Source organism: Roseateles sp. UC29_93, assembly GCF_042695725.1.
Classification (GTDB): Bacteria; Pseudomonadota; Gammaproteobacteria; order Burkholderiales; family Burkholderiaceae_C; genus Roseateles; species Roseateles noduli_A.
In genome coordinates this window covers 2,616,243-2,638,841 of sequence record NZ_CP170545.1, presented here as the reverse complement: position 1 = coordinate 2,638,841, position 22,599 = coordinate 2,616,243, and the positions used below count along the sequence as shown (strand labels likewise).

The 22,599-nt window shown below is 67.9% G+C and carries 26 protein-coding genes and 2 pseudogenes; 6 read left to right on the top strand and 22 right to left on the bottom strand.

All coding sequences use genetic code 11. The features are described from left to right. Positions 1 to 73: 73 nt before the first annotated feature. From ACFJIX_RS12160 to ACFJIX_RS12130, 7 genes are all read right to left on the bottom strand, one after another. Entirely contained in the window at positions 74 to 958 is an 885-nt protein-coding gene (locus tag ACFJIX_RS12160; protein ID WP_377160309.1) for a cytochrome c oxidase subunit 3, read from the bottom strand. Positions 959 to 983: 25 nt separating this feature from the next. Beyond that, the gene (locus tag ACFJIX_RS12155; RefSeq protein WP_377160307.1) at positions 984 to 1,235 is read right to left on the bottom strand and encodes a DUF2970 domain-containing protein; all 252 of its coding nucleotides are present in this window, start codon (positions 1,233 to 1,235) and stop codon (positions 984 to 986) included. Positions 1,236 to 1,269: 34 nt separating this feature from the next. Continuing rightward, the gene (locus ACFJIX_RS12150) at positions 1,270 to 1,911 is read right to left on the bottom strand and encodes a cytochrome c oxidase assembly protein (protein WP_377160305.1); all 642 of its coding nucleotides are present in this window, start codon (positions 1,909 to 1,911) and stop codon (positions 1,270 to 1,272) included. Then, complete coding sequence (locus ACFJIX_RS12145) at positions 1,908 to 2,027, bottom strand: cytochrome oxidase small assembly protein (protein ID WP_331614812.1); 120 nt, start codon at positions 2,025 to 2,027, stop codon at positions 1,908 to 1,910. The genes ACFJIX_RS12150 and ACFJIX_RS12145 overlap by 4 nt, the downstream gene beginning before the upstream one ends. A 38-nt stretch (positions 2,028 to 2,065) precedes the next feature. After that, complete coding sequence (gene ctaD, locus ACFJIX_RS12140; RefSeq protein WP_377160303.1) at positions 2,066 to 3,697, bottom strand: cytochrome c oxidase subunit I; 1,632 nt, start codon at positions 3,695 to 3,697, stop codon at positions 2,066 to 2,068. Positions 3,698 to 3,784: 87 nt separating this feature from the next. Continuing rightward, the gene (coxB, locus tag ACFJIX_RS12135) at positions 3,785 to 4,969 is read right to left on the bottom strand and encodes a cytochrome c oxidase subunit II (RefSeq protein ID WP_377160301.1); all 1,185 of its coding nucleotides are present in this window, start codon (positions 4,967 to 4,969) and stop codon (positions 3,785 to 3,787) included. A 279-nt stretch (positions 4,970 to 5,248) separates the two neighbouring features. Next, complete coding sequence (locus tag ACFJIX_RS12130; RefSeq protein ID WP_377160299.1) at positions 5,249 to 6,166, bottom strand: biotin synthase; 918 nt, start codon at positions 6,164 to 6,166, stop codon at positions 5,249 to 5,251. 63 nt (positions 6,167 to 6,229) lie between these two features. Here ACFJIX_RS12130 and ACFJIX_RS12125 point away from each other — a divergent pair, with 63 nt between their 5' ends. Together ACFJIX_RS12125 and trmL are read left to right on the top strand one after the other, a co-directional pair. Beyond that, entirely contained in the window at positions 6,230 to 6,937 is a 708-nt protein-coding gene (locus ACFJIX_RS12125; protein ID WP_377160297.1) for a ComF family protein, read from the top strand. A gap of 24 nt (positions 6,938 to 6,961) precedes the next feature. Beyond that, on the top strand, positions 6,962 to 7,432 hold the full coding sequence (gene trmL / locus ACFJIX_RS12120) for a tRNA (uridine(34)/cytosine(34)/5-carboxymethylaminomethyluridine(34)-2'-O)-methyltransferase TrmL (RefSeq protein WP_377160295.1): 471 nt from the start codon (positions 6,962 to 6,964) through the stop codon (positions 7,430 to 7,432). Positions 7,433 to 7,484: 52 nt separating this feature from the next. Here the strand turns inward: trmL and ACFJIX_RS12115 are convergent, their stop codons facing one another. From ACFJIX_RS12115 to ACFJIX_RS12080, 8 genes are all read right to left on the bottom strand, one after another. Further along, positions 7,485 to 8,456 carry a Bug family tripartite tricarboxylate transporter substrate binding protein gene (locus ACFJIX_RS12115; RefSeq protein WP_377160293.1) on the bottom strand — a complete coding sequence of 324 codons (972 nt, stop codon included), beginning with the start codon at positions 8,454 to 8,456 and terminating at the stop codon, positions 7,485 to 7,487. Then, on the bottom strand, positions 8,450 to 9,460 hold the full coding sequence (locus tag ACFJIX_RS12110) for an NAD(P)H-dependent glycerol-3-phosphate dehydrogenase (protein ID WP_377161736.1): 1,011 nt from the start codon (positions 9,458 to 9,460) through the stop codon (positions 8,450 to 8,452). Before ACFJIX_RS12110 ends, ACFJIX_RS12115 begins: the two co-directional genes overlap by 7 nt. A 109-nt stretch (positions 9,461 to 9,569) precedes the next feature. Then, positions 9,570 to 10,040, bottom strand: coding sequence for a protein-export chaperone SecB (secB, locus tag ACFJIX_RS12105; protein WP_377160291.1), 471 nt, complete (start codon positions 10,038 to 10,040; stop codon positions 9,570 to 9,572). A 119-nt stretch (positions 10,041 to 10,159) separates the two neighbouring features. Continuing rightward, positions 10,160 to 10,417 carry a glutaredoxin 3 gene (gene grxC, locus ACFJIX_RS12100; RefSeq protein WP_377160289.1) on the bottom strand — a complete coding sequence of 86 codons (258 nt, stop codon included), beginning with the start codon at positions 10,415 to 10,417 and terminating at the stop codon, positions 10,160 to 10,162. Between the two features lie 72 nt (positions 10,418 to 10,489). After that, on the bottom strand, positions 10,490 to 10,909 hold the full coding sequence (locus tag ACFJIX_RS12095; RefSeq protein ID WP_377160287.1) for a rhodanese-like domain-containing protein: 420 nt from the start codon (positions 10,907 to 10,909) through the stop codon (positions 10,490 to 10,492). Positions 10,910 to 11,092: 183 nt separating this feature from the next. After that, entirely contained in the window at positions 11,093 to 12,607 is a 1,515-nt protein-coding gene (locus ACFJIX_RS12090) for a methyl-accepting chemotaxis protein (protein ID WP_377160285.1), read from the bottom strand. 150 nt (positions 12,608 to 12,757) lie between these two features. Next, positions 12,758 to 13,075 (bottom strand): hypothetical protein, encoded by a 318-nt coding sequence (locus tag ACFJIX_RS12085; RefSeq protein ID WP_377160283.1) that lies wholly within the window; start codon positions 13,073 to 13,075, stop codon positions 12,758 to 12,760. 133 nt (positions 13,076 to 13,208) lie between these two features. Beyond that, positions 13,209 to 14,417, bottom strand: a complete 1,209-nt coding sequence (locus ACFJIX_RS12080; RefSeq protein WP_377160281.1) for a hypothetical protein — start codon at positions 14,415 to 14,417, stop codon at positions 13,209 to 13,211. 208 nt (positions 14,418 to 14,625) lie between these two features. Between ACFJIX_RS12080 and gpmA the strand changes: the two genes are divergently transcribed. After that, positions 14,626 to 15,369 carry a 2,3-diphosphoglycerate-dependent phosphoglycerate mutase gene (gene gpmA / locus ACFJIX_RS12075; RefSeq protein WP_297526590.1) on the top strand — a complete coding sequence of 248 codons (744 nt, stop codon included), beginning with the start codon at positions 14,626 to 14,628 and terminating at the stop codon, positions 15,367 to 15,369. Between the two features lie 127 nt (positions 15,370 to 15,496). Here the strand turns inward: gpmA and ACFJIX_RS12070 are convergent, their stop codons facing one another. The 7 genes from ACFJIX_RS12070 to ACFJIX_RS12040 all read right to left on the bottom strand — a co-directional run bounded on the left by ACFJIX_RS12070 (position 15,497) and on the right by ACFJIX_RS12040 (position 21,067). After that, a complete protein-coding gene (locus ACFJIX_RS12070; protein ID WP_377160278.1) occupies positions 15,497 to 16,369 on the bottom strand; it encodes a ribose-phosphate diphosphokinase in 873 nt (290 codons plus the stop codon). Between the two features lie 100 nt (positions 16,370 to 16,469). After that, positions 16,470 to 17,207 carry a lysophospholipid acyltransferase family protein gene (locus ACFJIX_RS12065; protein ID WP_377160276.1) on the bottom strand — a complete coding sequence of 246 codons (738 nt, stop codon included), beginning with the start codon at positions 17,205 to 17,207 and terminating at the stop codon, positions 16,470 to 16,472. Further along, complete coding sequence (locus ACFJIX_RS12060; RefSeq protein WP_377160274.1) at positions 17,207 to 18,535, bottom strand: dihydroorotase; 1,329 nt, start codon at positions 18,533 to 18,535, stop codon at positions 17,207 to 17,209. Before ACFJIX_RS12060 ends, ACFJIX_RS12065 begins: the two co-directional genes overlap by 1 nt. Positions 18,536 to 18,605: 70 nt before the next feature. After that, a complete protein-coding gene (locus ACFJIX_RS12055) occupies positions 18,606 to 19,568 on the bottom strand; it encodes an aspartate carbamoyltransferase catalytic subunit (RefSeq protein ID WP_377160272.1) in 963 nt (320 codons plus the stop codon). A 4-nt stretch (positions 19,569 to 19,572) separates the two neighbouring features. Next, positions 19,573 to 20,073 carry a bifunctional pyr operon transcriptional regulator/uracil phosphoribosyltransferase PyrR gene (pyrR, locus tag ACFJIX_RS12050; RefSeq protein ID WP_377160270.1) on the bottom strand — a complete coding sequence of 167 codons (501 nt, stop codon included), beginning with the start codon at positions 20,071 to 20,073 and terminating at the stop codon, positions 19,573 to 19,575. Further along, the gene (gene ruvX / locus ACFJIX_RS12045; RefSeq protein ID WP_377160268.1) at positions 20,070 to 20,474 is read right to left on the bottom strand and encodes a Holliday junction resolvase RuvX; all 405 of its coding nucleotides are present in this window, start codon (positions 20,472 to 20,474) and stop codon (positions 20,070 to 20,072) included. The genes pyrR and ruvX overlap by 4 nt, the downstream gene beginning before the upstream one ends. 14 nt (positions 20,475 to 20,488) lie before the next feature. Then, positions 20,489 to 21,067, bottom strand: a complete 579-nt coding sequence (locus ACFJIX_RS12040; RefSeq protein WP_377160266.1) for a YqgE/AlgH family protein — start codon at positions 21,065 to 21,067, stop codon at positions 20,489 to 20,491. 35 nt (positions 21,068 to 21,102) lie between these two features. On the opposite strand from ACFJIX_RS12040, the pseudogene ACFJIX_RS12035 reads away from it, so the two are divergent. From ACFJIX_RS12035 to ACFJIX_RS12025, 3 genes and pseudogenes are all read left to right on the top strand, one after another. Continuing rightward, a pseudogene (locus ACFJIX_RS12035) lies at positions 21,103 to 21,165 on the top strand (hypothetical protein); the annotation flags it as partial. Next, positions 21,149 to 21,526 (top strand): annotated as a pseudogene (locus ACFJIX_RS12030) (deoxyribodipyrimidine photo-lyase); the annotation flags it as partial. The pseudogenes ACFJIX_RS12035 and ACFJIX_RS12030, both read left to right, overlap by 17 nt. Before the next feature lie 461 nt (positions 21,527 to 21,987). Continuing rightward, complete coding sequence (locus ACFJIX_RS12025; protein WP_377160264.1) at positions 21,988 to 22,569, top strand: FAD-binding domain-containing protein; 582 nt, start codon at positions 21,988 to 21,990, stop codon at positions 22,567 to 22,569. The last annotated feature ends 30 nt before the right edge of the window (positions 22,570 to 22,599 follow it).

Sequence of the window (22,599 nt, the reverse complement as noted above, 5' to 3'; positions counted from 1 at the left end):
CGGACCGCCGCAAAAGAAAAGCGCCGCATCGAGCGGCGCTTGGTCGTTCAGGGGATCGCGCCGCGCGGCGCGGTCACATCCAGTAGACGATGACGTAGAGGCCCAGCCACACCACGTCCACGAAGTGCCAGTACCAGGCCGCGCCCTCGAAGCCGAAGTGGCGGTCGGGCGTGAAGTGCCCCTTCATCAGCCGCAGCGTGATGAACAGCAGCATCAGCATGCCGACGAACACGTGGAAGCCGTGGAAGCCCGTCAGCATGAAGAAGGTCGAGCCGAAGATGCCCGAGTTCAGCTTCAGGTTGAGCGCGTGGTACGCGTGGAAGTACTCGTAGCCCTGGAAGCCCAGGAAGGTCACGCCCAGGATCACGGTGATCCACATCCACGCGATCGTCTTGGCCCGATGGCCGGCGATCAGCGCATGGTGCGCGATGGTCAGCGTGATGCCCGAGGTCAGCAGCAGCGCGGTGTTGATCGTCGGGATCGGCCATGGGCCCATCGTCGCGAACGCGTCCACCGTGCCCGCCGGCGAGGCCGTCGCGCCCGCCGCGACGCTGGGCCACAGGCCGTTGAAGTCGGGCCACAGCAGCGCGTTGTCCAGGCTGCCCAACGTCGGGATGCTGTAGCCGCGCGACCAGAACAGCGCGCCGAAGAAGGCCGCGAAGAACATCACCTCCGAGAAGATGAACCAGCCCATGCTCCAGCGGAACGAGAGGTCGATGCGGTCGCTGTACTGGCCGCTTTCGCTCTCGCGGATCGCGTCGCCGAACCACTGCTTGAGCGTGAACGCCCACCACAGCAGCCCGAACAGCAGCGACCACTTGCCCCAGTCATGGCCGTTGATCCACTGGCCCGCGCCCAGGATCACCCAGAACAGGCCGAACGCGGCCATCGCCGGATGCCGTGAAGGGCCAGGCACAAAGTAATAAGGCGTGTTGCCATGAGTCGTCGTTGCCGACATGCGTTCTTCTCCTCGAACTCGGTTCTCAGTTCATTGCCGCACCGCTGCTCACCACCCAGCGGACCAGCAGGATCAATCCGACCACGAACAGCGCCGCGGCGATGACGCCCGCCACGATCACGTGCAGCGGATTGAGCTGCGATACATCCTTCTCGTAGTCCGATCCCTTGCGCACGCCGAAGAAGGACCAGGCCACCGCGCGCAGCGTGGCCCAGAAGGAGCCCTTGCGCTGCATCGCCTGCTTGAGATCCTCGCCCGGCTTCAGGTCATCGGACATCGTCGCTATCGTCGTTCTGCTCAGCCCGCCGCGCTCAGGCGCCGGGCTGGATCTTCACTTCGCCCGCGGGCGTCTTCACCGTGGTCGGCGCCGACAGGTTCGCCTGCGCCTTGCCCTTCCCCGCAACCTCGAAGAAGGTGTACGACAGCGTGATCGTGCGCACGTCCTTCGGGATCTTCGGGTCGATGACGAACACCACCGGCCACTCCTTCTGCTCGCCCGGCTTCAGCGTGTACTCGTTGAAGCAGAAGCACTCGAGCTTGTTGAAATACGGCGTCGCCTGCTTGGGCGCGTAACTCGGGATCGCCTGCGCGGACATGGTCCGCGTCTGGATGTTCTGGAAGGTGTACATCACCGTCGTCAGCTCGCCCGGATGGACCGTCAGGTGGCGCTTGGCCGGCTTGAAGTCCCATGGGCCGCGGGCGTTGGCGTCGAACTCGATCGAGATCGTCCGGCTGTAGTCGATCTGCGTGTTCTTCACGTCCTCGGCGCGCACCGCGTGCTGGCGCTCCGACAGCGACAGCACGTTGATGCCCAGCGCCGTGCAGATCGCGCGGTACATCGGCACCAGCGCGTAGCCGAAGCACGACATCACCGCCACCACGACCAGCAGCTTGCCGGTCATCCGCAGGTTCTCCCGGCGGATCCAGGTGGCGCGCTTGGTGGGTTCGGTCATGACGCCCCGAGGAACGCGATCTTGACCACGAAGCCGATCCCGAAGATCGCCGCCACGCTGGCCAGGATGAGGGCCAGGCGCAGGTTGCTCTTGCGTTGCTCGGGTGTCGGCGACATCGATCGGTCCTCGGGTTCCGCTGCGGTGGCGATTTCGGTCAGGCGATGATCTTCGTGGCCGTCACGTCCAGCTTGGGCGGCGTCTCGAAGGTGTGGAACGGCGCCGGCGACGGCACTTCCCATTCCAGGCCTTCGGCGGCTTCCCACGGCTTCTGCGGGGCCTTCTCGCCCTTGCCGCGCATCATCGGGATGGCCACGGCGAGGAAGAAGTAGACCTGCATCAGACCGAAGCCGAAGGCGCCGATCGAGGCCACCGCGTTGAAGTCGGCGAACTGCATCGGGTAGTCGGCGTAGCGTCGCGGCATGCCGGCCAGGCCGAGGAAGTGCATCGGGAAGAAGGTCAGGTTGAAGAAGATCAGCGAGCCCCAGAAGTGGATCTTTCCGCGCGTCTCCGAGTACATGACGCCGCTCCACTTCGGACCCCAGTAGTAAACGCCGGCAAACAGCGCGTACAGCGAGCCGGCCACCAGCACGTAGTGGAAGTGGGCCACCACGTAGTAGGTGTCCTGGAGCTGGATGTCGACCGGTGCGACCGCCAGGATGAGGCCCGTGAAGCCGCCCATCGTGAACACGAAGATGAAGCCGACGGCCCACAGCATCGGGGTCTCGAAGCTCATCGAGCCGCGCCACATCGTCGCCAGCCAGTTGAAGATCTTCACGCCGGTGGGCACCGCGATCAGCATCGTCGCGTACATGAAGAACAGCTGGCCCGTGACCGGCATGCCGGTGGCGAACATGTGGTGCGCCCACACAATGAAGGACAGGATCGCGATCGAGGCCGTCGCGTACACCATCGAGGCGTAGCCGAACAGGCGCTTGCGGGCGAAGGCCGGGACGATCTGGCTCACGATGCCGAACGCCGGCAGGATCATGATGTAGACCTCGGGGTGGCCGAAGAACCAGAAGATGTGCTGGTACATCACCGGGTCGCCGCCGCCCGCGGGCGTGAAGAAGCTGGTGCCGAAGTGGCGGTCCGTCAGCGTCATCGTGATCGCGCCGGCCAGCACCGGCATCACCGCGATCAGCAGGTAGGCGGTGATCAGCCAGGTCCACGCGAACATCGGCATCTTCATCAGCGTCATGCCGGGCGCGCGCATGTTGAGGATGGTCACGATGATGTTGATCGAGCCCATGATCGAGGACGCGCCCAGGATGTGCATCGCGAAGATGCCGGCGTCCATCGACGGGCCCATCTGCAGCGTCAGCGGCGCATAGAGCGTCCAGCCGGCCGCCGGCGCGCCGCCGGGCATGAAGAACGAACCCACCAGCATCAGCGCCGCCGGGATCATCAGCCAGAAGCTGAAGTTGTTCATCCGCGCGAAGGCCATGTCCCCCGCGCCGATCTGCAGCGGGATCATCCAGTTCGCGAAGCCGACGAAGGCCGGCATGATCGCGCCGAACACCATGATCAGGCCGTGCATCGTCGTGAACTGGTTGAACAGCTCAGGATTGAAGAACTGCAGGCCCGGATGGAACAGCTCGGCACGGATGCACAGCGCCAGGATGCCGCCGACCATCAGCATCGTGAAGCTGAACAGCAGGTACATCGTGCCGATGTCCTTGTGGTTCGTCGCGAAGACCCAGCGCCGCCAGCCCGTCGGGGCGTGGTGGTCGTGGTGATCGTCATGGTCATGGGCATGACCGGTCGGGTGGTCGAGCACTGCACTCATGTCAAATCCTCGGTAGCTGGTCGCCGGGGCGATCTGGCGTTCAGTCGTTCAGTCGGAAGGCGTCGGGTCAGGCGGCGGTGACGGCGGTCACTTGGCGCGCTCGGCCACGACTTCCGCGGGCTGCACGATCTGGCCGGTCTTGTTGGACCAGGCGTTCTTCGTATAGGTGACGATGGCGGCGATCTCGCTGTCCTTGAGCACCGTCTTCCAGGCCGGCATCTGGCCCTTGCCGTTGAGCACCAGGTGGAGCTGCTGGGTGTGGTCGTCGGCCTTCACGATCGCCGAGCCGTCCAGCGCCGGGAACTGGCCCATGCCCTTGCCGTCGGCCTTGTGGCAGACCGCGCAGTTGGCGTCGAACAGCTTCTGGCCGCGGGCCTGCAGCTCGTCCATCGTCCAGACCTTGCTCGGATCGTCCGCCTTGGCGGCGATCTTCTTCTGTTCCTCGCCGACCCAGGCGCTGTAGTCCTTGGCGCTGAGCACCTTGACGTGGATCGGCATGTAGGCGTGCTCCTTGCCGCAGAGCTCGGCGCACTGGCCGTAGAAGTCGCCGACCTGCTCGGCCTTGAACCAGGTGTCGCGCACGTAGCCGGGGATCGCGTCCTGCTTGACGCCGAAGGCCGGCACCATCCAGGCGTGGATGACGTCGTCGGCGGTCGTGATGATGCGGATCTTCTTGTCGACCGGCACCACCAGCGGGTTGTCGACCTTGAGCAGGTAGTTGTCGACCTGGCCCGGATGGCCGGAGTCCGACAGCGCGCGGTGCGAGGCGTCCAGCGTCGAGACGAAGCCGATGCCCTCGCCCTCGCCCTTCAGGTAGTCGTAGCCCCACTTCCACTGGTAGCCGGTGGCCTTGATCGTGATGTCGGAGTTGGTGGTGTCCTTCATCGCCACGACGACCTTGGTCGCGGGCAGCGCCATCAGGATGACGATGATGAAGGGCACGATGGTCCACGCGATCTCGACCTTCACGCTCTCGTGGAAGTTCGCCGGCACCGCGCCCTTGGACTTCCGGTGCTTGAAGATCGAATAGAACATGACTCCGAACACGGCGATGAAGATCGCCAGGCAGAGGATCAGCATCATGTTGTGCAGCCACATCTGCTCATGCGCGATCTTGGTGACCGGCGGGTGCAGATTCAGCTGGTTGACGGCCGGACCTCCGGGGAGGTCGTTGACCGCCAAGGCGACCTGGCTGGCCAGCGCGGCCGACAGGCCGAACGCGAGCTGGCTGCAGCGGCGCCCCAGTTGCACACAACTGTGTTCAATCGTCATGGTCGTCTCTTTATCCAGTCTTTCTCAAGCTCTTGTCACCCGGGTCTCGGCCAGGCGGCTTCGGTGCTCGAGCCCGCTCGTAGCGCGGGCTCCGGCGCCAAGCGATGGCGGAAACCTACGGGGCCAGCAGACGTACTCCAGTCGGGGGCGGATTCTAGCCCACCCCCCTGGCGCACTATGACTGGGCGCAGCGCGCGGAACCGCCCAGGATTACCCGCAGAATGGTGCGCTCTCGCCCTCTGACAACGCGGGGCTAGCCGAGCCCGCGAACGACGGGGGTCAGTGTTTGCCCGCGCCGCGCACCATCGCCCGCATCTGATCCAGCGAGACCTCGGTCGTGGCCGCCACCTTCACCTTCGGTTGAGGCTTGAACGCATGGCCGTAGACCAGTTCGATGCTCAGCGACAGGCGGCCGTCCGCGCCGCGCAAGGACTCGAGCGCGTGCATGAGCCGCTCGCGCCAGGCTTTCGTGCGCAGACCGCGCAGACGCGCCGGCGCAAGGTTGCCGCCGAGTGCGCGCAGATCGCGCAGCAGGTCCTGCGGCGAGCTCCAGGTGAGGCGCAGATGTTCCTGGTCCATCACCGGGTCGGCGAAGCCCGCGTGCACGAGCAGGTCGCCGAGGTCGTGCATGTCGACCCAGTCCGGCGCCGGCGGGCCCCAGCCCTCGCGGGCGAAGATCGGGCGCAGTTCGATGAAGCTGTCCGGCCCGAGGCACGAGAACATCAGGCAGCCTTCGACCGCGAGGCCCGCGTGCCAGCGCTTGACGAGTTCGGGCTTGTCGGCCTCGGCGTGCAGTTCCATGTTGGACCACGCCAGTTGCGCGGCGCCGACGGGCGGCTCGGTGATGAGCTCGGTCGGCGCGCTGCCACGCAGCTTGTCCACCATCGATTGCATGAAGCCGCGCTTGAGGCGTTGCGCGAGCAGCGCGCGAACATCGGCGTCGGGTTCGAGCCACAGCTGGGTCGCTTGCGGGTAATGCTGGCGCAGGCCTTCGTCGCCGCCGCCGATCGACGGGCGGCTCTGCAGCACGGCCGTCGGCTGCAGCCGGATCACCGGCAGTCGGTCCAGCATGCGCGTGGCCACTTCCTGATGCAGCCACGGGGCCTGGTCCGACGCGGCCAGGCGACGGCGCTGCCGCCGCGCCGCGCCCGCATCGATCTGCTGTGTGCTCGGCGGCAAGGCCTCATCTCCAGTCATGGGGCGGGATTGTAGGCGGCCATGCTTGACCTGTTCCGGCGCCGGTCATTGGCGCGATCCTCGATGGCAAGCGGCCTCGCGCGGTTCTGGCCAGGGCAGTGCGCGTTCTGCCGATGCTGGTGCCAGGGACCGCTGTGCGCGGACTGCGAGGCCGGACATCCGGTCGACGCGGGGCCGCGCTGCGCGCTCTGCGCCCTTCGACTGCCGACGGGCGAGCGCGCCACGGACGCGATGCGCTGCGGACGATGCGCGTCGCATCCGATGCCGTTGTCGCGATGCATCGCGGCGATGGATTACCTGTTCCCGTGGGACCGGCTGCTGCTCGGCCTGAAGTTCGGCGAAAGGCTCGAACATGCGCCGCTGCTCGCGACGCGGTTGTCGCGCGCGCTGGCGCTCGCGGAGGTCGAGCCGCCCGACCTGATCGTGCCGATCCCGTTGTCGGCGCAGCGCCTGCGCGAGCGCGGCTACAACCAGGCGCACGAGATCGCGCGCCGCCTCGTGCTGCCGCCGGAGGCCGAGCGACAATCCCGGCTTTGCGCGCGGACGCTGATGCGCTTGCGGAACACCGACCAGCAGGCGCAGTTGCCGCTCGACGAGCGCCGCGGCAATCTGCGCGGTGCGTTCGCCGTCGTGAAGCCGGTGCACGGCTTGAGTGTCGCGATCGTCGACGACGTCATGACCAGCGGCGCCACGCTGCACGAGGCCGCGCTGACCTTGCGCCGCGCGGGCGCCCGCGAGGTGCAGGCCTGGGTGGCCGCGCGCACGCCTTGATCCTTGTCGAAAGAGCTTCGCCCCATGTTCAACATCGTGCTGGTCCATCCGGAGATTCCGCCCAACACCGGCAATGTGATCCGGCTGGCGGCCAACACCGGCTGCCGGCTGCACCTGATCGAACCGCTGGGGTTCTCGATGGAGGACAAGCTGCTACAGCGCGCCGGCCTCGACTATCACGAGTACGCGCCGGTGCTGAGGCACGCGGACTGGGAACGCTTCATCGCCGCAGAGCAGCCGGATGCGACGCGGATGTTCGCGTTCACCACGCGCGGCAGCCGGCTGCTGCCGTCGGTCGCGCTCAAGCCCGGCGACTGGCTGGTCTTCGGTTGTGAGACGGCGGGACTGCCGATGGACTTGCGCGACAGCTTCCCTCTGGAGCAGCGCGTGCGGCTGCCGATGCGAGACGGGCAGCGCAGCCTGAACCTCAGCAATGCGGTGGCCGTGGCGGTCTTCGAAGCGTGGCGGCAGAACGGCTACGCCGACGGCGTCTGATCGCCGACACCCCACGACGGCACTTCCACCGCTGCTGGCCGTCAAAGGCCGCCTATTCGCGTTCCAGCTTGAGCTGCCGGATCAGCGCGCCCCAGCGCTTGCGTTCGTCGCTCATGAGGCTGTCCAGCCCTTCGGGCGAGGTGCCTGCCGCGCTGAAGTACAGCGGCAGCAGCTGGCGCCGGAAGGCGTCGCCGCGGACGATGCGGATGACCTCGTCGGCCAGGCGACGCACGATCACTTCCGGCGTGCCGGCCGGCGCCAGCAGCGCCTGCCACGACGTGGCCTCGAAGCCGGGATAGCCGGATTCCGCCACGGTCGGCAGTTCCGCGAGCGCGCCGAAGCGTCCGGCGCTGGTCACGGCCAGGGCCTTCAACTTGCCGGCCTTGACCTGCGGCATCGCGATGGCCGGCACCATGAAGCCGGCGTGGATCTGTCCGGCCAGCATCGCGTTGACGACCTGCGGGAAGCCGGCATACGGCACGTGGACCAGCTTCAAGCCGGCGCGCGCGATGAAGGATTCCATCGCCAGATGCGCGGCACTGCCATTGCCGATGCTGCCGTAGTTCAGCGCTCCCGTGCGCTGCTTCGCCAGCGCGACGAACTGCGCGAGCGTCTCCACGCCGAGCGACGGCGGCACGACGAGCACGTTCGGTGAGCTCGCGATGAAGCTGACCGCGCGCAGCTCGCGCTGCGGGTCGTAGGGCAAGGCCTTCGCCAGCAGCGGCGCGGTGATCAGCGGTCCCTGGATCGTGAACAGCAGCGTGTGCCCATCGGGCGCGGCCTTCGCAACAGCGCCAGTGCCGATGTTGCCGCCCGCTCCAGGCTTGTTGTCGACGACGATCGGCTGGCCGAGTGCTTGCGCGAGCGGCTCGGCGAGATCACGCGCGATCAGGTCCGGCGAGCTGCCGCCGGGGAACGGCACGACGAGGCGGATCGGCCGCGATGGCCACGGCGTTGCCGCGCGACCGGACAGCGGCAGCGCGCCGAGCGCGGTCGCGGCGATCAGCGCGCGGCGCTTCACCACTCGGACTTGGCCTGGCGCCCCATCAGCGCATCCAGGGCTTCGTGCGTGGTCATGCGTCCCTCCAGGACCTCGACGACCGCCGCGGTGATCGGCATGTCGACGCCGGCACGCTGCGCGCGCGCCAGCACCGTCGGCGCGCTGTAGACGCCTTCGGCGACGTGGCCCAGCTTCACAAGGATGCCCGGCAGGTCCAGGCCCTCGGCGAGCAGCAGGCCGACGCGGCGGTTGCGCGACAGGTCGCCGGTGGCGGTGAGCACCAGGTCACCCAGGCCCGCGAGCCCGAGCAGCGTCTCCTGCTGCGCGCCGAGCGCGAGCGCGAGCCGCTGCATCTCCGCCAGTCCGCGCGTGATCAACGCGGCGCGGGCGTTGAGGCCGGGGCCTTTCACGCCCTTCGCCTCGGCGACGAGCCGCAAGCCATCGGCGATGCCGACGGCGATCGCCATCACGTTCTTCACCGCGCCGCCGACTTCGACTCCGACCGGATCGGCCGACGAATACACGCGCAGCCGCTCGCTGTGGAAGGCCGACACGCCCAGCTGCGCGAGCGCCGCGTCGCCGGACGCGGACACGAGCGCGGTCGGCTGGCCGGCGGCCACTTCCTGCGCGAAGCTCGGGCCCGACAGGATGCCGGTGGCCAGTTGCGGCGCGACCTCGCGGGCGATCTCATGGCCCAGCAGACCGGTGCCGGCCTCGAAGCCCTTGCACAGCCACTGCGCCCGTGCGCCCGCCGGCAAACGGGCCAGCATGCCGCGCAGGCCCGACATCGGCGTCGCGATGACGATCAGCCCGTCGCGGCCGTGCGCGAGCGCGCCCTCGAGGTCGTCGGTCAAGGCCAGGCGGGCCGGCAGCGGCGAATCAGGCAGGTAGCGGACGTTGCAACGGTCGGCGCGCATCGCGGCGATCGCGCCGGCGTCGCGCGCCCACAGCGTCACCTCATGGCGCGCGCTCGCGGCGATCGCCAGCGCCGTGCCCCAGGCACCGGCGCCGAGCACGCTGATCTTCATGCGCGGAGCAGTCATGGTCTGTTCGGAGGATCGGTGAAATGAATCTCGCAATGAAACACGCCGGCCAGCGGACAGGTCCGCGAGGCCGGCGCGCTCATGGGGCCGAAGCTCAGTTCGGGATGGCTTCGCCGTTGCCCTGGCCGTTGGCGGCCAGTTGCGCCTGCTGGGCTTCGAACATCGCCTGGAAGTTCACTTCCGTCAGCATCACCGGCGGGAAGCCGGCGCGCGTGCAGACGTCGGAGACGATCGCGCGCAGGTACGGGTAGATCATCTGCGGGCAGACGATCGCCAGGATGCCTTCGAGCTGATCCTGCGGCAGGTTGCGGATCTCGAAGATGCCGGCCTGCTTGGCTTCGATCAGGAACAGGGTCTTGTCCTGCACCGTCGTCGTGACGGTGGCGGTGACGCTGACTTCGAACAGACCCTCGGCGACCGGTTCGGCGGCCAGCGAGAGCTTGATGTCGACCTGCGGCTGGGCCTGCTCCAGCAGGATCGCCGGGGCGTTGGGCTGCTCCAGCGACAGGTCCTTCAGGTACATGCGCTGGATCTGGAACACGGGAGCGTTGTTGTCGTCGGCCATGGGGTCATCCAAATGAAAAAGCCCGCCAGCGGCGAGCCGTGGCGGGCATTATGACCGAGCGTTCGCGACAGTCCGGTGAGGGGTTTCCGGAGAATGTCGAGGACTTCGGTGGCGAGGTTTCAGGCCTGCAACAACGGTTGCAGACCGCCGCGCTGGTCCAGCGCGATGAGGTCGTCGCAACCGCCGACATGGGTCTCGCCGATGAAGATCTGCGGCACGGTGCGGCGACCGGTCTGCTGGATCATCGCGTCGCGCTGCGACGGATCCAGGTCCACGCGGACCTCCTCGATCTGGCTGACACCCCGCTGGTTGAGCAGGTGCTTCGCCCGCACACAGTACGGGCAGACCAGGGTCGTATACATCTTCACGGCGGCCATCGCCAGTTCTCCAAGAATCGTGTCGAGCGTCCTCTTCCGGCAATCGAGGTGCCGGCTCGGTCGCCAGGGCGGTCAGGCCGCGGACGTCTCGACAGGCAAACTCGCCTCGCGCCAGGCGGTCAGACCGCCCTGGACAGCGACCGCGTTCGCGTAGCCCTGTTTCTGCAGGATGCCAGCAGCGCGCTGCGCGCGTGCGCCGGTCTTGCACATCAGCACCACCGGCAGGGCCTTGTTGCTGGGCAGTTGCTTGACCGGAAGGTCCGTGCCAGTCAACGTCGACAGCGGCACGCTGCGGGCGCCCTTCGCGTGGGCGGCGGCAAACTCCTCCGGCTCGCTCACGTCGACCAGCACACCCTTCTCGCGGTTGACCAGGCGCACCGCCTCGGCCGTCGGCACGCCGCCCGCCTTGCCGCGCATCGACGTCCACAGCAGCAGACCGCCCGACACCAGGGCCGACAGCACGAGATACCAATTTTCAATCAGGAACTTCAAGGCGGGGCCCGTTCGGTTGGATGCAAAAGCCGAGGATTATAGGAAGCCGGCTTGGGTCCGCGGACACCGCTCGCCGGCTCAAGCCGGGGCGGGGTCTCCTCATACGTCTCGCGGACTCCACAAATCGTCGACCCCGCCCCGGCTTGCGCCAGCTCGGACCGAGCACTTCGGTCCATGCCCGCGTCAGCTGAGCTTGAAGGTGGAGACTGCGGACTGCAACGCGCGGGCCTGCTGCTCGAGGCTGTTGGCGGCAGCGGCGGCCTCCTCGACCAGCGCGGCGTTCTGCTGCGTCATCTGGTCGAGCTGCACCACCGACTCGTTGACATGGCCGATGCCCTGGCTCTGTTCGGCGGACGCCGCGGTGATCTCGCTGATGATGTCGGAGACACGCTGCACGCTGGCCACGATCTCCTCCATCGTCGCGCCCGCGTCCTGCACCAGGCGCGAACCGGCTTCGACGCGCGTCACGCTCGCGCCGATCAGCGTCTTGATCTCCTTGGCCGCTTCGGCGCTGCGCTGGGCCAGTGAACGGACCTCGCTCGCGACCACGGCGAAACCGCGGCCCTGCTCGCCCGCGCGGGCCGCTTCGACCGCCGCATTCAGCGCCAGGATGTTGGTCTGGAACGCGATGCCGTCGATGGTGCCGATGATGTCGCCGATCCGACGCGAGCTCGCGCTGATCTCGTCCATCGTCGAGACGACCTGCCCCACGACCTCACCGCCCTTCTTCGCGACGGTCGCCGCGCTGCCAGCCAGCTGGTTCGCCTGGCTGGCCGCGTCGGCGCTCTGGCGCACGGTCTCGGTCAGCTGCTGCATGTTGGACGCCGTCTGCTCCAGCGAGCCCGCCTGCTTCTCGGTCCGCACCGACAGGTCCTGGTTGCCCGCGGCGATCTCGCGCGAGGCCACCGTCATCGAGTCGGTGCCGCTGCGCACATTGCCGACGATGGCCGACAGGCCCTGCGACATGTCGCGCACCGCCGCCAGCAGGCTCGCCTCGGCGCCCGGCGCGACGCGGATGGCCTGCGAGAGGTCGCCCTCGGCCATCTGGCGCATCACGTCGCGGGCGTACTCCGGCTCGCCGCCCAGTTGGCGCCACACGCTGGTGATCAGCAGCCACGAGCCGGCGCCCAGGCACACGACGACGATCAACCCGCTCAGCACCGTCGCCCACAGGCCGGCGCCGACGCCCTTCTCGGCGCTCGACAGCGTCGCGTCGAAGGTGGTCTTCGCGTCGGCGCGCGCGTCGCCGAGCGTCTGCTCCAGCGCCTTCTGCGCCGCCTGCATCTTCGGGATCGAGCCCGCCTGATCGCCCTGCTTGATGCCGAGGAACAGCTGCGCCGTCTCGACCGAGGCGGCGTAGTAGGCCTCGAAGCCGCTCTCCAGCTTCGCACCGGCATCGGCGCGACCCGGGATCGCCTTGATCGACGCGATCACCTTGCGCATCGCGGTCGCGCGCTCGGCGGCCTCGTCCAGGCGCTTCTTCTCGCCCTCGGCGACGGCGGACTGGATCGTCCCGCCCAACGCCTCAAGCTGCGCGGCCACCTGGTTGGTGGCCACGAGGTACGGATAGTCCGCCTCGCCCAGCGCGTGGATCGCGCCCGAGGTCCGCGACGAAAAGAACAGCACCACCGCGATGCCCACCGCGAAAACGATCGCCGCCAGCACCGGCAGCATCGCGATACGGGTCTTCAAGTTCATGCCTGACTCCAATTCTTCCTGTGTCTCCAACGACCTCCCCAGGTCGGCAGCGCCCGCTCCTCGCGAGACGCCGGTGCGCCGACCGGCCGGTCCGTCTGCGCGGACTCGCGCCGGTGGGCGCGGGCGGCCGGGGCCGCCCGGGCGGCGGCGTCAATCGACGCTGAGCACCACCTTCACCGAGCCGTCGACCGCCGACTTCTCGATGTAGCCGATGGCATCGGCATTCGCGGCGACGAACTTCTTCACGTCGGCCGCGCTGCCCAGTTCCTTGGGCGGCGTGCCCTTGCCCGAGAACACCAGGCGCGACCACGCGGCCTTCACCTGCGCGGACGATTTGCCGGTGGCCTTCGAATAGAACTGCTCGCGCGCCGCGGCGCTGTCGGGCAGATCCACCGCCTGCGCGGCGCTGCCGTTGGGCAACTGGTTGGACTTGCCCAGGAAGATGCTCGCGACCTGGTCGGCGGTCATGCTGGCGACGGGGGCTCTTCGGATTGACCACGACGGCGACTTGCGCCTGCGCGGCCACGGCAGCGGCGAACAGCGCCGCGCCGATCACGGGCTTGATCATGTTGAACTGCATGGGGGCCTCTTCTTCTGATGCTTAGAACACGAAGTCGACGGCAACGCTGTAGACGCCGACGCGCTCGTTGTTGAAGCCCGGCTGGACGTTGTAGAACTGGCCGGCGCCGGTGGTCTTGATGCTGTCGTACTGGGCCTTGACGGCGATGTTGCGCCAAGCGTCCCAACGCACACCCAGACCGATGGTCTTCTGCGGCGTGCTCTGCGCGGCGGTGACCGCGTCGACGACGGCGCGCAGCGGCAGGCCACCCACGACGACCGTGCCCGGGATCGTGTTGTTGACGTTGCTGCTGTCGGTCTTCTGCTGCGACAGCGTCGCGTACGGCGTGAACTTGCCGACGCGATAACCGACGGTCGTGTACCAGCCGGTGGTGTCCGGCACGAACGAGTCGTTGCGGCGCTTGGTGTACTCGGCGGCGACGACCCACTGGCCTTCGTCGTAGGTCAGGCCGACGCCGGAGAAGCTCGCGTCCTTGTCGGTCGGGTCAATCTCGTTGCCGACCGAGGCGAACGGTGTCTGGCGCAACGCGCCGACCAGCGAGGCGACGGTGGCGCTGTGCGCGGTCAGCTTGCCCTGCGCATGGCCGACGCGCAGGTTCAAGCCGTCGGCCAGTTCGACGGTGGCGTTCACGCCAATCATCTTCTTGATCTCGAGCTTGGTCTGGCGCACGTACGACGAGGCCTCGCCGCCGAAAGCCTGCAGCGAAACGCTCTTGCCGGCGACCTGCGTCGTCCAGTTCACGTCGGCACCGTCGAAGTGGCTCACCGGCACCTGGCCGTAGACGTCGATCGGCGGACGCAGCCAGGTGTTGGCATATCCCACGTCACGGAAATCGGAGACCGCGAAGAACGGCGCGCCGATGCGGCCGGCGCGGATCGCCAGACCCGGGGTGGCCTGCCACTTGGCGAAGGCCCATTCGACCTGCGGCGTCCAGTCACCCTTGCCGGTCTGCTTGGTCAGCACCTGCACGGTGGCCGAGAACTGCGCGTTGAACTTCGCCGTGCCCTGCAGACCAAGCTTGCTGTCGACTTCACCGCTGACCGTCTTGTCCGCGCCGTGGACCTGGCCGGGGATCACGTACTCGGCGCCATCCTTGGTCGTGCCGGTCAGGCCGACCGTGCCGAAGCCGGAGAACGAGAACATCGAGTCCGATTGGCCCTGCGCCTGCGCGCCGAAAACCACCAACGCCAGCGCCAGCGGCGTCATGCGCAAGTTCTTCACCACCATCATTGCAAGTACTCCTGTACAGCGTGAATGCCCAACGTGGGCATGTTCTTTTGACGAACCAAACTGGGGCGCAGGTGCGCCTTTCGCCCGGCACGAAAGCAGTTGTCGGCCCTGCGGAAGCCTTCTTGAGGCGGGCGCCCTGGAGGGCTGCCTCTAGAATCCGCCGGGCCTGCCGGAACCCGGCCAAACCTCACGAACCCACCCAAGACCCATGTACAAGCTCGTGCTGATTCGCCATGGCGAATCGACCTGGAATCTCGAGAACCGCTTCACCGGCTGGACCGACGTGGATCTGACGCCCACCGGGGTGGAGCAGGCCAAGCAGGCGGGCCGTCTGCTGAAGGAAGCCGGCGTCGACTTCGACGTCGCCCACACTTCGGTGCTCAAGCGCGCCATCTGGACCCTGTGGCATTGCCTGGATCAGATGGATCGCCAGTGGCTGCCGGTGAAGCACAGCTGGCGCCTGAACGAACGCCACTACGGCGGCCTTCAGGGTCTGAACAAGGCGGACATGGCCAAGCAGTACGGCGACGAGCAGGTGCTCGTCTGGCGCCGGAGCTATGACACCCCGCCGCCGGCGCTGGAAGCGTCGGACCCGCGCAGCGAGCGCGGCGACATCCGCTATGCCGGACTGCAGCCCTCGGACATTCCGCTGACCGAGTGCCTCAAGGACACCGTGGCCCGCGTGCTGCCCTACTGGAACGAACAGATCGCACCCGCGATTCTGTCGGGCCAACGCGTGCTGATCGCGGCCCACGGCAACTCGATCCGTGCCCTCGTGAAGTATTTGGACGGCATCGCCGACGAAGCCATCGTTGGCGTGAATATTCCCAATGGGATTCCGCTGGTCTACGAACTGGACAAGGACCTGAAGCCCATCAAGAGCTATTACCTGGGCGATGCCGAAGCCGCCGCGAAGGCTGCCGCAGCGGTGGCGAACCAGGGCAAGGCCTGAGGGTCAGGCGACGTCCTCGTGCGCCGCGCTCGGTGGCGCACAGGGACTGACGCAGAAGAACGAAAGCCCGGCAGTGCCGGGCTTTTTCGTTGATGGCGCGCGAGGCGCCGCGCTGCGCGGATGCGCCCTACTTGCGGCGCAACGCCGTCGCCAGCAGTTCCGCGATGCAGACCGCGTTGCTCTCGTGCGGCACCGCGTTGCTGCTCCAGACGTGGCGCACGCCGGCCGCCCGCAACGCCGGCAACGCGTCGCCGTTGAAGAGCGCGTGCGTCACCGCGACGTCGACGCTGGCCGCGCCGCGTTCCAACGCCTCGCGCGCCGAGCCGATCAGCGTGCGACCCGTCGACGCCATGTCGTCGAGCAGCACCACCGCGCGACCGCGCACGTCCAGATCCGGGAACGCGAGCTGCACCTGGGTATCGCCGAAACGCACCTTGCGGCCGATCGCATGTTCGAGCTTGGCGGCACGCGCCGCCTCCGCGACCCACTGGCCGGACTCTTCATCCGGCCCGACCAGCACCGCACCGGGGACCTGCGTCGCGATGAAACGCCCGAGCAACGACGCCGCCGACAGCGCGACGCCCCGCCCTTTGGGCATCACTTCGTCCAGGCTCGCGATGCGGTGCAGATGTGGGTCCACCGTCACCACGCGGTCGAATTGCGTCGACAGCAGCGCGGCGATGTGCCGTTGGCTCACGGCCTCGCCGGGGGTGAACTCCATGTCCTGTCGCATGTAGGCGAGATACGGCGCCACCAGCATCAGATGCCGGACACCCCAACCGCGCGCGGCAGGCGCGGCGATCAGCAGCTCGACCAGGCGATCGTTCGGCTGATGCTGCAATCCACGCAGCACGATGATGTCGACCGGCAACGGCTTGGGCAGGACCAGGCGCAGTTCCCCGTCCGGAAAACGGTGGCGCGTGATCACGCCCAGCGGACGGCCCAACTCACGCGCCAGACGCGTGGCCAACTCCTGTTCATCTTCGAAACAAAGCAGCATCGGCGAATCCTCGCACCAATCGGGACCCGGAGGGCATCCGGCATACCCGGGCTGGGCGAATTGAGCCCGTTGGTTGGGGCGTCCCTGATCAACCCAGGACTCAGGGCCTGGGGAGTGCGTTGTTGATTCGGTCCGAGAGAGCCCCCGCCAGATGGCGGCGATCAAGACCCTCCGTGGGCATCGCCGGCAAGGAACGCACTTCGACCGACAGGTCCTTCGCGGTCAGGATGCGCCACAGGCTCTCCATCAAGGACATCTGACCGATGTACTGCGCGGCGGCGCTGTACGGCACGTTCGGCTGGTGCCAGCGCAGCACCACCGGTTGCAGCGGCGTGTGCGTGCTGATCGCGGCCTGCAGCAGATTGCCGTGCAAAGGCAGCAGCGGATAGCCGGCGCCTGTCGTGCCCTCGGGGAAGACAGCCACCGTCTCGCCAGCAGCCAGCGCCTCCGCCGTCTTGTGCACGACACGCAGCGCGTCGCGTTTGCTCGCGCGCTCGATGTAGAGCGTGCCGACCGCCGTCGCCAGCGCGCCCACCAGCGGCCAGGTCGCGATGTCGGCCTTCGAGACGAAACGCGCCTCCGGCATCACCGCATGCATCGCGGCAATGTCCAGCCAGGAGATGTGGTTCGCCGTGATCAGCCGCGGCGACGGCGCCTGCGGACCAGGCGCCTCCAGTCGCACGCCCAGCACCCGTAGCAGCTCGGCGGACCACCAGCCGACATGGCGATGCTTGGTCGGCGTGTCGAAACCGCGCCAGCGCACCTGCACGATGTAGACGCCGTGCACGATGTGCGCCAGCATCCGCAGCGCACGCCACACGCCGACCAGCGTCCGCATCAGGCGATCCGCTCGGCTTCGGTGACCAGCGCTTCGTAGGCGACCGTGCCGGCCACCAGCGTGTAGCGCACGCGGCCCGGCAGCTCGAAGCCGGTGATGTCGAACGCGAACGGCGTGTGCTTGCCCTGGCTGACGAGACGCTCCGGCGTCACGGCACCGGTGGCTTCGGCATCGAAGACGACGACGTCGCCGACGCCGCCCTCGACCAGGCGGCCCGCGCTCGCCGCCAGCGAGCCGAGCGCGCTGCCCAGCACCTTGACCGGACGAGCGGTGATCGTGTCGAGCGACTGCGCCAGCGACAGTCCTTCGTCCTGACCCCAGCGCAGCGCGAGGCTCAGCAGCAGCTCCAGGCCGGTCGCGCCGGGCGTGGCTTCGGCAAAGGGCAAGGTCTTCTCGTCGGCGGCGACCGGGTTGTGGTCGCTGACCAGCGCGTCGATGGTGCCGTCGGCCAGCGCGGCGCGCAGCGCGTCGCGGTCACGCTGCTGACGCAGCGGCGGCTGCAGGCGCATCGAGGAGTTGAAGTAGCCGATGTCGACGTCGGTCAGATGCAGCGAATTGATCGAGACGTCCGCCGTGATCGGCAGTCCGTCCTTCTTGGCCTGGCGCAGGAGCTCCACGCCAGCAGCGCTGCTGATTCGGCACAGGTGGACGCGGCAGCCGGTGACGCGGACCAGTTCCAGGATCGTGTGCAACGCGATGGTCTCGGCCGCGACCGGCTCGCCGGACAGGCCCAGTCGCGTCGCCACCGCGCCACTGGCCGCGACACCGCCGCTCAGCCACGGATCCTGCGCATGCAGCCACAGCGTGTAGCCGAAGCTCGCGGCGTACTGCATCGCGCGCTGCACGGTCAGCGTGTTGCGGATCGGCACGTAGGCCTGCGAGAAACCGACGCAGCCGGACTCGGTCAGCTCGGCCATCTCGGTCAGCGATTCGCCGGCGAGGCCGCGCGTCAGCGCGCCCAGCGGGAACAGCCGGCAGCGGCTGAGCTTGCGGGCGCGGAACTTGAGCATGTCGACCAGGCCGGGCTCGTCGAGCGTCGGATCGGTGTCGGGCGGACAGACGAGGCTGGTGACGCCGCCGGCGGCAGCCGCGGCGAGTTCGCTCTCCAGCATGCCTTCGTGCTCGTGGCCCGGCTCGCGCAGGCGGGCGGCGAGGTCGACAAGACCCGGCGCCACCACGAGTCCGGTCGCGTCGATGACGCGATCGGCGTTGAAGTCGCCGACGCTGCCAAGGCCGACGATGCGGCCCGAGGCGATGGCGAGGTCGCCGACCTTGTCGAGGCCCGAGGCCGGATCGAGCAGGCGACCGTTCTGGATCAGGATTTTCATTGTGCCCTCCAGGTGCTGCGCACCGCCTCCCCGAGGGAGGGTTGATTGTCTTGGGACGGCCCGGCGTCAATCATGCTTCGTTCCCCGCCAGGATGGACATGACAGCCATGCGCACCGCGATGCCGAAGGTGACCTGCGGCAGGATGACGCTGTGCTGGCCGTCGGCGACGGTGGACGAGATCTCCACGCCGCGGTTGATCGGGCCAGGATGCATCACGATCGCATCGGGCTTGGCCAGCGCCAGCTTCTCGGGCGTCAGGCCGAAACTCTTGAAGTACTCGCCGGCGCTGGGCAGCATCGCGCCGCTCATGCGCTCGTTCTGCAGGCGCAGCATGATGATGACGTCGGCACCGCGGACGCCCTCGGCCATGTCGTGGCACACGCGCACGCCCATGTCCTTGAGATCCCCCGGCACCAGCGTCTTCGGGCCGACCGCGCGGATCTCCGGCACGCCCAGCGTCGTGAGCGCGTGGATGTCGCTGCGCGCGACGCGCGAGTGCACGATGTCGCCGACGATGGCCACCGTCAGGTTGGAGAAGTCCTTCTTGTAGTGCCGGATCGTGTACATGTCGAGCAGGCCCTGCGTCGGATGCGCGTGGCGGCCGTCGCCGGCGTTGACCACATGGACATGCGGCGCGCAGTGCTGCGCGATCAGGTAGGGCGCGCCGGACTCGCTGTGGCGGACCACGAACATGTCCGCGTGCATCGCCGACAGGTTGGCCACGGTGTCGAGCAGCGTCTCGCCCTTGGCCGTGCTGGAGCGCGCGATGTCGAGGTTGATGACGTCGGCGGACAGGCGCTTGGCGGCGATCTCGAAGGTGGTGCGGGTGCGGGTGCTGTTCTCGAAGAACAGGTTGAACACCGACTTGCCGCGCAGCAGCGGCACCTTCTTCACCTCGCGGTCGTTGACCGAGAGGAAGGTCCCGGCCGTGTCCAGGATCTGGTGCAGCACGGCCTTGGGCAGACCTTCGGTGGACAGCAGGTGGATCAGCTCGCCATGCTTGTTCAGCTGCGGATTGCGTTTGCTCAGCATGGGGTCAGTCCTCCTTCACGTCGAAGCTGAAGCGGCCGCCGTCACCCTTGACCAGGCTCAGGCGCTGGTTCGGCGCGACCGCGACGCGGGCGGCGGAGAACACCGGTTCGATCGGCAGCTCGCGGCCGCCGCGGTCGACCAGCACCGCCAGCGTGACGCTCGCGGGGCGGCCGAAGTCGAACAGCTCGTTGATCACGGCGCGCGTCGTGCGGCCGGTGTAGAGGACGTCGTCGATCAGCAGGATGTGGCGGCCGTCGACCTCGAAGGGCAGCTTCGTGTGATCGGCGCTGGCGTTCATGCCCTTGCTGCCGAAGTCGTCACGGTGCAGCGCGCTGGAGATCACGCCGTGCTGGCCGGCGAGCTTCAGGTCCTGCTGGAGGCGCTCGGCGAGCCAGGCGCCGCCCGACCAGATGCCGACCAGCGCGCAGTCGGGTTGCAGCAGGCGCTGGACGCCGCGCACGAGGTCGGCGTAGAGCGCTTCCGCATCGAGGTGCAATGTGCTCATGGATGTTCCCGGAAGAATTGTTCGAGGATCAATGCCGCGCTCGCGGCATCGAGATCGCGCGCGCCCTGCGACTGGGCTTCCGCGCTGGTATAGCGTTCATCGACTTCGACCACCGGCAGCCGATAGCGGCCACGCAGTTGCCCGGCGAACTTGAGCGCGCGGGCGGTCATCTCGTGCGGCGCGCCATCGGGATGGCGCGGCACGCCGATGACCAGCGCATCGGGCTGCCACTCCTGGATCAGCGCCGTGATCGCGGCCCAGCGGGCGTCGCCCTGCTCGGTCACGGTCCGCAGGCCGCGCGCGCTCCCCAACATCCGGTTGCCGGTGGCCACGCCGAGACGCTTGATACCGAAATCAAACGCGAGGGGAGCGACGAAGGAGGACGGGGAAGCGAGGCTCATGGCGCTTCCGGGGTTCATGCGTGCCCGGCCTCCTGGCTGAGCATGCGCGGGTCGATGCCGAGCAGCGCGAGCGCCTTGTCGTAGCGCTCCTCGATCGGCGTGTCGAAGATGATCTCGGGCGTGGCGTCGACGGTGATCCAGCCGTTGCGGCCGAGTTCCTCCTCGAGCTGACCGGCGGCCCAGCCGCTGTAGCCCAGCGTGACCAGCACGCGCTTGGGACCGGCGCCGTTGGACAGGGCTTCGAGCACGTCACGGCTGGTGGTCATCTCCAGCCCGCCGGGTACGGCCAGCGTCGCGCTGTAGTGGTTGCCCTGCTCGTCCAGCGCTTCATGCAGCACGAAGCCGCGCTCCGTCTGGACCGGGCCGCCGAAGAACACCGGCCGCGCGGCCATGTCCACATCGGACAGCTCCAGCTCGACCTTCTCGAACAGGTTGCCCAGGGTCAGCGAGATCGGCTTGTTGATGACCAGGCCCAGCGCGCCCTTCTCGTTGTGCTCGCACAGGTAGATGACGGAGCCGGCAAAGGTCTCGTCCACCATGCCGGGCATGGCGATCAGGAACTGGTTGGTCAGGTCGATGCGTTCCTTGGACATAGGGACGGATTCTATTTCACCGACACTCCCTCTCCATGAACGCCCTTGTCTGGTTCCGGCGCGATCTGCGCGCGGACGACCATGCCGCCCTGTTCCACGCCCTCAAGCGCCACCCGCGCGTGTTCTGCGCCTTCGTGCTGGACACGGACATCCTGGACGCGCTGCCGCGCGCGGGACCGCCGTGTGGAGTTCATCGTCGACGCCCTGCGCGTGCTGGACGCGGACCTGGCGGCGCTGGCGCCCGGCGCCGGGCTGATCGTGCGGCACGGGACTGCGCGGGAACAGATCCCGGCCCTGGCAGCGGAACTGGACATCGGCGCGCTCTACTTCAACCACGACGACGAGCCGGACGCGCTGCGCCGCGATGCCGATGTCGGCGACACGCTGCTCGCACGCGGCGTGCAGGTGGAGAGCTTCAAGGACCACGTCGTCTTCGAGCGCTCGGAGATCCTGACGGGCTCACGCAAGCCTTACGGCGTCTTCACGCCCTACAAGAACGCGTGGCTGCGGGAGATCAATCCGTTCTTCCTGAGCAGCTATCCGGTCGAACGCTATGCGCCCCATCTGGCGGAGGCGCCCCAGCGCGGCGTGCCGTCGCTGGGCGACATCGGATTCGAGCCGGCCGGTCTCGCCGCGGCGTTGACCGGCGGCAGCGCGGGCGCGCAGCGCCTGTTCGAAGAGTTCCTCGAACGCATCGACCGCTACACCGAGACACGCGACTTTCCCGCCGCGAAGGGGCCCAGCTATCTCAGCACGCATCTGCGTTTTCGGGACGATCTCGATCCGCCGCCTGGCACGCGAAGCCTGGCAGCGCGGCCATGCGCCGCAGGCCGGCAAGAACGTCAGCGCGGGCGCGCAGACCTGGCTGTCCGAACTGATCTGGCGGGACTTCTACCACCAGGTCCTGCATCACCATCCACATGTCGTGGGGGGTGCTCCGCCCTGAATACGACCGCATCGCCTGGGCCGGCGGCCCCGATGCGGATGCCGACTTCGAGGCCTGGTGCCAGGGGCGCACCGGCTATCCGCTGGTCGACGCGGCGATGCACCAGATCAACGAGACCGGCTACATGCACAACCGGCTGCGCATGGTCACGGCCAGCTTCCTCATCAAGGACCTCGGCATCGACTGGCGCCGCGGCGAGGCCTACTTCGCCGAGAAGCTGATCGACTTCGACCTCGCCGCCAACAACGGCGGCTGGCAATGGGCCTCATCCAGCGGCTGCGATGCGCAGCCCTACTTCCGCATCTTCAATCCGGTCAACCAGAGCGAGAAGTTCGACCCCGACGGCAAGTTCATCAAGCGCCACCTGCCGCAACTCGCGAAGCTGCCGGCCAAGCTGATCCACGCACCGTGGCTGGCGAAGCCGGCAGAACTCGCGGCCTGCGGCGTCGTGCTCGGGCGCGACTATCCGGAGCCGGTCGTGCGGCATGAGACGGCACGGATGGCGACGATGGCGCGCTATGCCGTGGTCAAGGACCGGGGGTTCTCCGGGGAATGAACGTCACGGGCATGTGAGCGTCATGCTGAG

What these genes read in the sequence shown, in the direction of transcription:
- ACFJIX_RS12160 (WP_377160309.1), bottom strand. Translation starts at nt 958, where the DNA reads ATGTCGGCAACGACGACTCATGGCAACACGCCTTATTACTTTGTGCCT.
- ACFJIX_RS12155 (WP_377160307.1), bottom strand. Translation starts at nt 1,235, where the DNA reads ATGTCCGATGACCTGAAGCCGGGCGAGGATCTCAAGCAGGCGATGCAG.
- ACFJIX_RS12150 (WP_377160305.1), bottom strand. Translation starts at nt 1,911, where the DNA reads ATGACCGAACCCACCAAGCGCGCCACCTGGATCCGCCGGGAGAACCTG.
- ACFJIX_RS12145 (WP_331614812.1), bottom strand. Translation starts at nt 2,027, where the DNA reads ATGTCGCCGACACCCGAGCAACGCAAGAGCAACCTGCGCCTGGCCCTC.
- ctaD (WP_377160303.1), bottom strand. Translation starts at nt 3,697, where the DNA reads ATGAGTGCAGTGCTCGACCACCCGACCGGTCATGCCCATGACCATGAC.
- coxB (WP_377160301.1), bottom strand. Translation starts at nt 4,969, where the DNA reads ATGACGATTGAACACAGTTGTGTGCAACTGGGGCGCCGCTGCAGCCAG.
- ACFJIX_RS12130 (WP_377160299.1), bottom strand. Translation starts at nt 6,166, where the DNA reads ATGACTGGAGATGAGGCCTTGCCGCCGAGCACACAGCAGATCGATGCG.
- ACFJIX_RS12125 (WP_377160297.1), top strand. Translation starts at nt 6,230, where the DNA reads ATGGCAAGCGGCCTCGCGCGGTTCTGGCCAGGGCAGTGCGCGTTCTGC.
- trmL (WP_377160295.1), top strand. Translation starts at nt 6,962, where the DNA reads ATGTTCAACATCGTGCTGGTCCATCCGGAGATTCCGCCCAACACCGGC.
- ACFJIX_RS12110 (WP_377161736.1), bottom strand. Translation starts at nt 9,460, where the DNA reads ATGAAGATCAGCGTGCTCGGCGCCGGTGCCTGGGGCACGGCGCTGGCG.
- secB (WP_377160291.1), bottom strand. Translation starts at nt 10,040, where the DNA reads ATGGCCGACGACAACAACGCTCCCGTGTTCCAGATCCAGCGCATGTAC.
- grxC (WP_377160289.1), bottom strand. Translation starts at nt 10,417, where the DNA reads ATGGCCGCCGTGAAGATGTATACGACCCTGGTCTGCCCGTACTGTGTG.
- ACFJIX_RS12090 (WP_377160285.1), bottom strand. Translation starts at nt 12,607, where the DNA reads ATGAACTTGAAGACCCGTATCGCGATGCTGCCGGTGCTGGCGGCGATC.
- ACFJIX_RS12085 (WP_377160283.1), bottom strand. Translation starts at nt 13,075, where the DNA reads ATGACCGCCGACCAGGTCGCGAGCATCTTCCTGGGCAAGTCCAACCAG.
- ACFJIX_RS12080 (WP_377160281.1), bottom strand. Translation starts at nt 14,417, where the DNA reads ATGATGGTGGTGAAGAACTTGCGCATGACGCCGCTGGCGCTGGCGTTG.
- gpmA (WP_297526590.1), top strand. Translation starts at nt 14,626, where the DNA reads ATGTACAAGCTCGTGCTGATTCGCCATGGCGAATCGACCTGGAATCTC.
- ACFJIX_RS12070 (WP_377160278.1), bottom strand. Translation starts at nt 16,369, where the DNA reads ATGCTGCTTTGTTTCGAAGATGAACAGGAGTTGGCCACGCGTCTGGCG.
- ACFJIX_RS12065 (WP_377160276.1), bottom strand. Translation starts at nt 17,207, where the DNA reads ATGCGGACGCTGGTCGGCGTGTGGCGTGCGCTGCGGATGCTGGCGCAC.
- ACFJIX_RS12060 (WP_377160274.1), bottom strand. Translation starts at nt 18,535, where the DNA reads ATGAAAATCCTGATCCAGAACGGTCGCCTGCTCGATCCGGCCTCGGGC.
- ACFJIX_RS12055 (WP_377160272.1), bottom strand. Translation starts at nt 19,568, where the DNA reads ATGCTGAGCAAACGCAATCCGCAGCTGAACAAGCATGGCGAGCTGATC.
- pyrR (WP_377160270.1), bottom strand. Translation starts at nt 20,073, where the DNA reads ATGAGCACATTGCACCTCGATGCGGAAGCGCTCTACGCCGACCTCGTG.
- ruvX (WP_377160268.1), bottom strand. Translation starts at nt 20,474, where the DNA reads ATGAGCCTCGCTTCCCCGTCCTCCTTCGTCGCTCCCCTCGCGTTTGAT.
- ACFJIX_RS12040 (WP_377160266.1), bottom strand. Translation starts at nt 21,067, where the DNA reads ATGTCCAAGGAACGCATCGACCTGACCAACCAGTTCCTGATCGCCATG.
- ACFJIX_RS12025 (WP_377160264.1), top strand. Translation starts at nt 21,988, where the DNA reads ATGTCGTGGGGGGTGCTCCGCCCTGAATACGACCGCATCGCCTGGGCC.